Genomic DNA, 7,547 nt, shown 5'->3' on the forward strand with positions numbered 1-7,547 from the left:
CATCCGCGCCCTCACCGCGCGCGCTCCAGCGTGACAGAAGCGCTGCAGGTTCACCCCCCTCCGGGGGCAGGCGGTAGCTGGCTGGAAGCGTCACGGCGACAGTGGCCAAGACATGCCGGGCCGCAGGTGCGACATGCGTGATGTGCGGACGGCGGCTCACTGATGCACTGCGCCCTGGTCATCTGCTGACGGTGTGCGCCGTGCCGCAGCAGCCGTTAACGGCGTTCTGGCGGAGTTCCGGGCTCGGCTCGTCGGCAGCTACCTGGCCCGGCTCGCCTTCGACCGGCTCTTGGAACGCTGCCGAGAACTGGGGCTGGTCAAGCGCGGGGCAAACAGCGCACGGACTCCACGCACGTGATCGCCGCGGTGCGCGACCTGAACACGATGGAGCTGGCCGGCGAGGCCGTGCGGGCACTGGTCGAGGCACTGGCGCGCCGACTACCAGCGCCGTGCCAGCATCGAAGGCACCATGAACCAAGCAGCGAACACCATATGCCTACGCAAGGCGCTCCCGCGCCCAACTCGTCGTCCTGGCCGTCCGCGCCGGCCTGACCGACCGTCCCGCCCTAGGACTTCGAACAGGCTGATCGTTCCGTCGCGAACTGGCTCGTCCATACCGGCGCCGGCCGGAGCGAGCCTTGGCACGGGATACGCGCTGGCGACCCAAGCGCCAGCCAACTTCGATCAGCGAGCGTAGGCGTCACACGGCGCTCGTAAAGAACTCAGTGAGCTTCTTGTTCAGCGTCTCCGGCCGTGTGAACGGGATCATGTGGTGGGAGACGCCGGGAAGCGTGTCGACGACGGCGTGTGGCAGGGTTCTGCTCGCGCGCTCGGCGACGGTGTCGATGTTGTGCACCCGGCTGAGCTCGGCCGGCAAGACGAGTACCGGAACATCCAACGCGCGCAGGGCCCGTGGTTTCGGCCGCCGCCCGGCGATGATCTTCCCGGTCGGGACTGCGGCGCTGAGCCTGTGCAGCGCGAGCCAGTCCGGGTCGAGGTCGGCTCCGCCGGTTTCCCAGCGCAAGTAGGCCTCGTTACCCCGGGCCGGGCGCAGCATGCCGGGCAGCGCGTGCCACAAACAGGCCGGGGCGAAACCGGCGAAGCACTGGGTGGGGTCGAGCAGGGCGAGGCGGGCGATGCTGCCGCGCGGCGCGCGCAGGGTGTGGGCCAGGGCCAGCCAGGCGCCGAAGGAGTGGCCGCACAGGTCGGTGTGCTGGATCTCGAGGGCGGCGAGTAGGTGGGCGAGCCAGTCCAGCAGGTCCTGCCGAGCGCGCACCGGCTGGCCGGTGTTACGGCTGCGGCCGGGGTCGCCGATCGTGTCCGGGGCGTACACGCGCCGGGTGCGGGCGAGCACGGCCGCGTTCGCGTACCAGGAGGCTGAGTTGGCGCGGCCTCCGTGCAAAAGCACCAACGGCGGCGCGTCGCGCGGGCCGCAGGCGTTGACCCGCGTCGCGCCGAACCGGGAGGGCACGTCGATGGCCTCGACCGGCACACCCCACCGCGCGATCAGCGTGTCGTAGGCCGCTTCGAAAGCATCGTGGGACTCGTCAGTGGATGCGGGCGATGGGGACTCGGGCTGGGAGTGGGTTCGTGCGTGCATGATGGCCCCGTTCACAGGTATTCTCGATGAGCGAGTTACTCACTCATCGAGAGAATAGGGGGGCGGCGGATGCCACGCAACGCACGCGGCAGCAAGAAGACGGATACCGCGCCCCCAGGCGGGGAGACCGCTTCGCACCCGCGGATGGGCCTGGTGCACCTGCTTCGGTCAGTCGCCGTCGACCTGGACCTGCAGGCTGCCGCCTTCGCCACCGAGCAGGGCCTGCACCCGACCGACCTGCGCGCCCTGATCGCACTGCTCGACGCCGAACGCGCCAGCGAGTCGATGACCCCTGGACGCCTCGGCACCCGGCTACACCTGAACTCCCCAGCCACAACCGCTGTGATCGACCGACTCGAAGCACTCGGCTTCCTCGCCCGCGAACGCGACCCACGCGACCGCCGCCGGGTACTACTCATCGTCAGCCAGGAGGCCAAGACCCTCGGCTGGCACTTCTTCGGCCCACTCATCACACGGGTCCTCAACACCATGGACGAATTCGACGAAACCGACCTCGACGCCTACGAACGAGTCCTACGCGCCATCGCGCAGACACTGCCGCCAGCCTGAATCAGGCCAACACGGTTGAGTTCCAAGACCCACCGCACGCCACTGGTATCACCCACGCCGGCCGTGACCGGCACGACAGCAAAGGATCATCATGCGCAAGCTCAGCGTTTCGACACTGGTCTCGCTCGACGGGATCATCCAGGATCCCGGCGGCTTCGGCGAGACCGAGTACGGCGGGTGGGCGAACACGTACTTCACCGACTACGCGCAAGCGCAGGCGCTGCGTCACCTGCAGGCCAGCGACTACTTCCTGATCGGCCGACGCACCTACGAACTGCTGAACCAGGCGTGGGGCGGAATCAAGGACGGCGCCTATCTCCAGCGAATGAACGAGATCCGCAAGCTGGTTGCCTCCACGACCCTGACGGGACCGCTCGAGTGGAACGCCACTGTGATCGCTGGCGACGTGGGCACGGCTGTCGCCACCCTCAAGCAGGAATCCGGCGGCGACATCGAGGTCTACGGTAGCGCCACCCTCGTCCAGACGCTGATGCGGCACGATTTGATCGACGAGTACCGCGTCGCGGTGCACCCGATCATCTTGGGGCACGGCACGCGGCTGTTCCCTCAATCCGGAGGTAGCGCCACCCTCGAGTTGGCCAGCGCCCGTACGCTCGACTCCGGCGTAGTCAACCTGACCTACGTTCGCCCCGGCCGGGGCTGATGGCGTGACGTCACGCCCGCGGCTCATGGCATCCTCGCCACCGACTTCGTCCACGTCGATACGGTTCCACTCAAGCGCATTTACGCATTGATTCTGGTCGAGCACGGCTCGCGCCGAGTTCACCTGCTCGGGATCAGCGCGAACCCCGACGGCGCCCGGACCACGCAGGCCGCCCGCAACCTGCTGATGGAGTTCGGGAAACGCGCTCACTCATTCAAGTTCATGATCCGCGATCAGGGCGGCCAGTTCACCGACGCCTTCGACGCCGCGCTCGCCGACGCCGGCATCCAGGTGCTCAAGAGTCCGCCGCAGGCACCCCGGGCGAACGCGATCTGCGAGCGGATGATCGGCACCCTGCGCCGGGAACTGTTCGACCGCATCCTTATCCTTGGCGAGCGCCACCTGCGCCCGGTACGAGCAATTCAGCGTCCTTGGACGCATCATGACGCACAGCCACGGCCGGCGCATCAAGAAGACGACGGGTGGTCCGGTAGACAGCCGAGAGAATCATGCCTCGATCATGGCCAACCAGCAGCGAAGGCGCGTGGCTCATGGCCCAACCGACGCCGATCCTGTAAACGAGCCCTACAGGATCTCGAAGGACACCCGCCCGGCCACGTCCTTGCGCAGCCAATCCCACTCGCCATCGAAGGCCTCGCAACTCGCACGCACCCGCGCGACAACCTCGTCCGTGCCCACTGCCATACGACTCCTCCCCCACCCACAACCTCGTGAGGGTGACAGGTAGTACACCGGTGAGCACACACGACAGCAACCCGATTTACCTCCCGCTCAGCGGGATCCGCGGCGCGCTGCCCCAGGTGATCGCCACCCTCAGAACACCGCCATCAGCCTGTTCAAATCCCGGGCCGGGTAAACAACACCAGGCCACCCGCCACCTGGCCGTGCATCCCACAATGCACTGCAGCGCCTTCGTATCACCAACCGAGAAAGGCATCAGCCCGGGTTGGAGCTGGGCCTGGCCTCTAGATCAGGAGCGTCGCGCCCGCTATCGGGGGTGTCCAGCGCGTGATGCTAGCGCCTGCCTTGAGCGCGGGACCGGCGGGGACACGCCGTAGGAGGGCGTTGCGAGCCGACTGGCGCCACCCGTCACCGAGTTCGAAGCCGAACCGGGCGAGCATGCTGGCCTGGCGGGCGAGTTGCCGGCAGCGTGGTCGGCGGGCCTGGTCGAAGGCGGCTAGCGCGGCGGCCAGGTCGCCGCCACCGCTGACCGGTGCTGCGATCATGCGGCCCACGCACACGCCGTCCTCTAGGGCGGTGGCCGCTCCTTGCCCGATGGTGGGCAGCATGGCGTGTGCCGCGTCGCCGATGATGACCACCCGGCCGCGCACGTAGCGTGGGCAGCCGCCCGGCAGGTGGTACACGTCATGACGCATCAGCTGGCTGGCGGGGGTGGCAGCCACGATGCCCCGGATCCAGGGCGCCCACCCGGAGAAGTGTGCGCGGGCCGAGGCCAGCTCGTCGGCGAAGGATGCCCCCTCGGGGTGGACGAACTCCCCGTACCAGTAGACCTCGCCGTCACTGACCCGCAGCGCGCCGAACTCGGTGCCTGGCCCCCATACCTCCACCAGGCGGCCCGCGAAGGACGTGTCGCTGATGACCGCACGCCAGCTCGTGCTGCCCGCGTACCGCGGGCGGGCATCGGGAAACAACTGGGTCCGCACCGTGCTCCGCACGCCGTCGGCGGCCACCACCAGGCCGGCCTCGCCGGTGTGCTCGCCGGTGCTGGTCTGCCACATGGCGGCCGCAGGCTCGCCGCCAGGGGTTCCGGGCAGGACGGCGGTGACCTCGGCACCGGTGACCAGTTCGGCGCCCGCAGCCTCGGCGGCCTGCCGCAGCGTGGCGTGCAGCCGCCGGCGGTGAATGCCGCAGACCGTCGTGGTCGCCTGCGTATCAGGCCGGCGCTCGGGGATCCGCAGCAGCCAGCGGCCACTGCGGTCCTGATAGCCGGCATGCGGGGCCAGGTGGCCGGCCGTTCGGACCGCCTCCTCCAAACCCAGGGCATGCAGGGCGGCCATCCCGTTACCTGTGAAGCCCAGGCCTGCGCCCACCTCTTCGAAGGCTGGCGCCCGCTCCAGTACCGTGACCTGCCAGCCCACCTGCGTCAGCGCGACCGCTGCGGCAAGCCCCGCGATCCCGCCCCCGGCCACCACCGCCGTCTGACGGCCAGTCATCTGCCCACCTCCCCGTCCTCCGCTGAGCCGCTGTCGGCAGATACGGCCGCTCTCCAGAAGCTCAATATGACAACGGTAATAATACTATCCCCATAATGATATTGTGTCGAGGCATGGCCCCGCCTCGAAACGAGCGCCGCCGGCAGGCCCTCGCGGATGCCGCGATCGCGGTCCTCGGCGCCTCCGGAATCCACTCCCTGAGCCACCGCGCCGTAGACGAGCGGGCCGAGCTGCCCGCCGGCACCGCCGCCAACTATTTCCCGACCAGGGACGAGTTGCTGGCAGCGGCCGCGCACCGAGTGTTCGGCCTGCACATAGAGGCGATGGATTCCGCCGATAGCCAGGTGGCCGGGCCGGTGGACCCCGACGGCCTCGCGGAACTGATCGGCGCGGCACTGTACGACTGCGCGGCACGCCACCGCACCCGATACCTAGCCATCTACGAGCTGACCCTGGAAGCGACGCGCCGCCCCGCGCTCGCGGAGGCACTGTCGGGGATGGCCGCCGCGACCCTGGACGTCACCATCGGCCAGCACCGCATGCTCGGCCTGCACACCTCCCCGGCGCAGGTGCAGGCGCTGATCACCCTGTTCAGCGGGGTGCTACTGACGCTGGCCGCCGGCCCACCGGAGGCCGTCACGCCGGACGCCACCCGTGCCCTGGCCCGCTGCCTGGTCGCGGGCGTGCTGGCAACCATGCCCGGGCTGGCCTGGAACGGCTCTCCCCCGGAAAGACCATGACTGACAACCCCAGTACTGCCGAACCAGTGACCTGCGCGCCGAGCTACCGCGCACCAATTGAGCCAACTCGGGGCCTGGGGTCGTCGGGCCTCATCCACCGCTTGAGGATCACGGCCGCGAGATCAGCATCCCGCCATGCTGCCAGCCGCAACGGCAACCGCCCAGGCCAACGACCCAATTCGTGAAAACGAGCCCAACAGGGTGGGTGCACGTGGGTGCCACGGCTGGTCTGGCCGGGTGTGCGATGGCGGCTTGGGGGGTTTGGCGCTACGTCGTCGGGGCTCGGGATCAGGGCATAGGACTGGTGGACAAGCGGGATTGCGTGCTTCGTTGAGAAGCGCCGTGCCCGCTGCGGATCCCGCGCCGCGATGGCGGTCACCGTCACCTCGGGGATCAGGTGCGCGGGCTTAACGAGCGAGGCGTTGGCGCTGTCTGATGGCGACTGGCAGGCCCGCGCAGCCAAGGGCGCCCGGCCGGGAAGTCGGGTCCTGATAGCGCCAGGCGCGTGATGGTTGGTGGATCAGGACCGCCCGGCTGGGACTGGTTCGAGGAGTCGAGCGCCGAGGAACCGCTGCCGAACAGGTAGACGTGCTACCGGTGGCGCAGATCATGAGCGTGTTCGTTCAGCCGGCGAACCGCGGCGGCGGGAATGCGGGGGCGGCGGCTCGGCTGGTGCAAAAGAGTTGCGACTGGGCACGCACTGAGTTCGGTGCGGTCTGGGTAGTGCTGGACGTACGCAACGAGAACACCCGGGCGATCGCGTTCTACCAGCGCCTCGGTTTCGCTGACAGCGGCATCCGCCTTCCGTGCGACGCGGATCCGGCGGGCGATCCACACGCTCCTGGCTTGGCCGAGATTCGGATGGTGAAGCGGCTCTAGTGACCGGTACGGACATTCGTCGCCACACGCATGCTGCAGTGTGCCCGCCGGGGTGATGCGAATCGGTCGACCTGTCGTCGGAACAGACGCGCCTGCCCGGCGATCAGACCCAGTAGGTGTCGTGCTTGAGCATGAACGCGGCGCGCTGATCGTCGGCGATGCCCTTGAGCAGCCCCTCGAAGTAACCCTCGCGCGGCGCGCCGGGGGCGAACAGCAGCAGCATCGACGCCTGCTGGCCGGACTCGTTCTTGAACGCGTGCAGTCCGCCGGCCGGCACGTAGAGGAAGTCGCCCTGGCGCGCCTCGATCCACGTCTCGCCGTTGAACAGCTTCACCGTGCCGTGCAGGATGAAGAACGACTCGGAGATCGACTTGTGGAAGTGGGTGTCCGGACCGGCCTGCGCCGCCGAGAAGTCCCAGCGGTAGAGGCCGAACTCGCCGCCGGTCGACGCGGTGGTGGCCAGGTAGTGGCATTGGCCGCCGGACTTGTAGGTGATCGCGGCGGGGGCCGAGACCGGGCGGAAGGTGGCGCTGACCTCTCCGGTGTCGCCGTGGTAGCGGTCCGCGGGGTACGACGGCTCTGCCGGGTACGACATCGTCTTGGCTCCTTAAGCGCAAGCTACAAGGATCGCGGGATCGCGGGATCGCGGATGTCGTGATCCTAGTGAGCTGGAGATTCCCGGGCTGGAGTGGCCGATCGAGCCGATGATGTGGTCCGCGCTCCTGGTTCATGCGAACGGCCTGGCAAGAAACGGGTCGGGCGGGTCGAAAAGCACCTCGACCTGAGCCGGAGAAGCCAGGGAAGGAAACGGTCCACCCATCGAGTTGTGTGAGTGAAAGCCGTTCAACCTCACGCTCAAGGAGCCGACGATGACGATCCAGGCGATCTGGAACGGACAA

8 protein-coding genes are annotated in these 7,547 nt (G+C 68.5%); 4 read left to right on the forward strand and 4 right to left on the reverse strand.

Going from position 1 to position 7,547, the window contains the following annotated elements; translation table 11 throughout:
• Window positions 1-700: 700 nt before the first annotated feature.
• On the reverse strand, window positions 701-1,600 hold the full coding sequence (locus tag VGZ32_RS05540; RefSeq protein ID WP_326884730.1) for an alpha/beta hydrolase: 900 nt from the start codon (window positions 1,598-1,600) through the stop codon (window positions 701-703).
• A 69-nt stretch (window positions 1,601-1,669) separates the two neighbouring features.
• On the opposite strand from VGZ32_RS05540, the gene VGZ32_RS05545 reads away from it, so the two are divergent.
• On the forward strand, window positions 1,670-2,170 hold the full coding sequence (locus tag VGZ32_RS05545; protein ID WP_326884731.1) for a MarR family winged helix-turn-helix transcriptional regulator: 501 nt from the start codon (window positions 1,670-1,672) through the stop codon (window positions 2,168-2,170).
• A gap of 91 nt (window positions 2,171-2,261) precedes the next feature.
• Window positions 2,262-2,834 (forward strand): dihydrofolate reductase family protein, encoded by a 573-nt coding sequence (locus VGZ32_RS05550; protein WP_326884732.1) that lies wholly within the window; start codon window positions 2,262-2,264, stop codon window positions 2,832-2,834.
• A gap of 210 nt (window positions 2,835-3,044) precedes the next feature.
• Here VGZ32_RS05550 and VGZ32_RS05555 read toward each other — a convergent pair whose 3' ends face one another.
• Window positions 3,045-3,236, reverse strand: coding sequence for a hypothetical protein (locus VGZ32_RS05555; RefSeq protein WP_326884733.1), 192 nt, complete (start codon window positions 3,234-3,236; stop codon window positions 3,045-3,047).
• A gap of 584 nt (window positions 3,237-3,820) precedes the next feature.
• Window positions 3,821-5,029, reverse strand: a complete 1,209-nt coding sequence (locus tag VGZ32_RS05560) for an FAD-dependent oxidoreductase (RefSeq protein ID WP_326884734.1) — start codon at window positions 5,027-5,029, stop codon at window positions 3,821-3,823.
• Between the two features lie 113 nt (window positions 5,030-5,142).
• On the opposite strand from VGZ32_RS05560, the gene VGZ32_RS05565 reads away from it, so the two are divergent.
• On the forward strand, window positions 5,143-5,769 hold the full coding sequence (locus VGZ32_RS05565) for a TetR/AcrR family transcriptional regulator (protein WP_326884735.1): 627 nt from the start codon (window positions 5,143-5,145) through the stop codon (window positions 5,767-5,769).
• 540 nt (window positions 5,770-6,309) lie between these two features.
• Window positions 6,310-6,648, forward strand: a complete 339-nt coding sequence (locus VGZ32_RS05570) for a GNAT family N-acetyltransferase (protein ID WP_326884737.1) — start codon at window positions 6,310-6,312, stop codon at window positions 6,646-6,648.
• Between the two features lie 103 nt (window positions 6,649-6,751).
• Here VGZ32_RS05570 and VGZ32_RS05575 read toward each other — a convergent pair whose 3' ends face one another.
• Window positions 6,752-7,243 carry a cupin domain-containing protein gene (locus VGZ32_RS05575; RefSeq protein ID WP_326884736.1) on the reverse strand — a complete coding sequence of 164 codons (492 nt, stop codon included), beginning with the start codon at window positions 7,241-7,243 and terminating at the stop codon, window positions 6,752-6,754.
• Window positions 7,244-7,547 lie beyond the last annotated feature (304 nt).

The organism is Actinocrinis sp., assembly GCF_035938995.1.
In the GTDB taxonomy this organism is placed as follows: domain Bacteria; phylum Actinomycetota; class Actinomycetes; order Streptomycetales; family Catenulisporaceae; genus DASZGI01.

What these genes read in the sequence shown, in the direction of transcription:
- VGZ32_RS05540 (WP_326884730.1), bottom strand. Translation starts at nt 1,600, where the DNA reads ATGCACGCACGAACCCACTCCCAGCCCGAGTCCCCATCGCCCGCATCC.
- VGZ32_RS05545 (WP_326884731.1), top strand. Translation starts at nt 1,670, where the DNA reads ATGCCACGCAACGCACGCGGCAGCAAGAAGACGGATACCGCGCCCCCA.
- VGZ32_RS05550 (WP_326884732.1), top strand. Translation starts at nt 2,262, where the DNA reads ATGCGCAAGCTCAGCGTTTCGACACTGGTCTCGCTCGACGGGATCATC.
- VGZ32_RS05560 (WP_326884734.1), bottom strand. Translation starts at nt 5,029, where the DNA reads ATGACTGGCCGTCAGACGGCGGTGGTGGCCGGGGGCGGGATCGCGGGG.
- VGZ32_RS05565 (WP_326884735.1), top strand. Translation starts at nt 5,143, where the DNA reads ATGGCCCCGCCTCGAAACGAGCGCCGCCGGCAGGCCCTCGCGGATGCC.
- VGZ32_RS05575 (WP_326884736.1), bottom strand. Translation starts at nt 7,243, where the DNA reads ATGTCGTACCCGGCAGAGCCGTCGTACCCCGCGGACCGCTACCACGGC.